At 48.2% G+C, this 1700-nt stretch carries 1 protein-coding gene; it reads right to left on the bottom strand.

The window, feature by feature from the left end; all coding sequences use genetic code 11:
* Positions 1 to 1700 (bottom strand): beta strand repeat-containing protein (locus tag B0G85_RS10185; RefSeq protein WP_198508821.1); only part of this gene is annotated, 1700 nt, incomplete at both ends.

Here is a 1700-nt window from a genome sequence, read left to right as displayed (position 1 = left end):
GCATTAGTACCACCGGCAATGGTAGAGCTGGCAGTAATCGTAGAGCCTTGCAAGGTTCTAGTAGCACCAGTGCCAGTGAGGGTCACTGCCCCAGTATAGGTTTGGGTACCACTGGTGGTGATGTTGCCGGCCAAGGAAGCGGTGCCCCCTACTATGAGGCTAGAGCTACCAGTGCTATTGGTAATGGTGTTACCACTAGCCATAACTAGGTTACCAACGGTGAGGCTCCTTTGGAGATCTAATACTGCAGCATTACTCATGGTCAAGTTATTGGCAGTAGATCCAAGAGTGCCTAGGCCACTGACTGTGAGGGTACCGCTATTGATGGTGGTGCTGCCGGTGTAGGTGTTGTTGCCAGACAGTATTTGTGTACCTGCACTCAGAACGAGGTTACCTAAATCACCTGAGATCGAACCACTGTAAGGACTACTGAGTGTATTAGTGGCATTACTAATGGTTAAGGTCTTACCAGCAATGAAGGTAGCGCCATTACCTTCTAAGCTGGTGATCGTAGTGCCTGTAGTAGTACTTGTGATATCGAGCGTTGCATTATTAATAATGTTGCTGGAGCTAGCGATACTGCCAGTACCACTTAAGGAGAGCGTACCAGCCGATACGGTAGTGCTGCCGGTGTAGCTATTGTTGCTATTGGATAGGACTACCGTACCTAAGCCCGTCTTAGTAATGCCATAGTCCCCAGAGATGATGCCTGATAGGGTTAAGGTATCGTCTGCATTAGTAGCACTTAGTGTGCTGTTAGCCCCTAAGGTGATATTGCCCGCTAAGCTACTCGTGACATCTTTGAGTGTTCCACCATTTAAGGTGATGGCTTCATTACCCACAATGACGTTATACAGATCTAAGGTAGCGCCACTAGCAATGATGGTGCCACTACCTGCTGCCCCGTTACCATTAGCGCCTAAGCCTGCGTTATTGGTAATCATTAAGGTACCGCCATTAATGGTGGTGGTGCCGGTGTAGGTGTTAGTACCGGAGAACACTTGGTTGCCCGCAGTGATGATGACTTGACCGCCTGTACCTGCAGAGATACCTGCATCTTGGATCACCCCAGCAAAGGTATGCGCGCCATTACTGATGGTCAATATTTTGCTACCTAAAGCAACCACACCAAGGCTCGTACCATTTAAGCTAATAATCGAAGCACCAGTTGTAGTGCCACTAATGTCTAAGGTAGCGTTATTAAGGATGCTACTGGAGCTAGCAATCGAGCCAGTACCCGTGATGGCTAAAGTACCACCCGAGATAGTAGTGCTACCAGTGTAGATATTGGTGTTGGACAGGGTTAGGATGCCAGCGCCAGACTTCGTTAAGGTAGCACCATCACCTTGCAGGATGGCGCCAATCATAATCGGATTAGCTAGCGTGTTGTTAATCACAAAGGCAGAGCCTGTGACATATCCAGTAATGCTATTTAAGGCGCCTGAGCTAATGGTTAAGGTGCTTACCGCTAAATTAGTAGCTCCCAGATTAAGAGTACCGCCAGAGATGGTCACTGCACCACTAGTAGGTAATACGCCGCTACCAGACAGGGCAACTGTACCAGCACTAATGGTAGTACCACCCGTATACGTATTGTTACCTGATAGGGTTAAGGTACCAGAGCCACTGTTCACTAAGCTTGTTGCACCACTAATCGCACCAATGATGGTATTCGCAGCGCTTGAAGTATTAATCGTTAA

The sequence above is a fragment of the Polynucleobacter brandtiae genome (assembly GCF_002797575.1).
GTDB lineage: Bacteria > Pseudomonadota > Gammaproteobacteria > Burkholderiales > Burkholderiaceae > Polynucleobacter > Polynucleobacter brandtiae.
The sequence above is the reverse complement of the archived record's forward strand: the minus strand, read 5'-3'. Positions and strand labels throughout refer to the sequence as shown.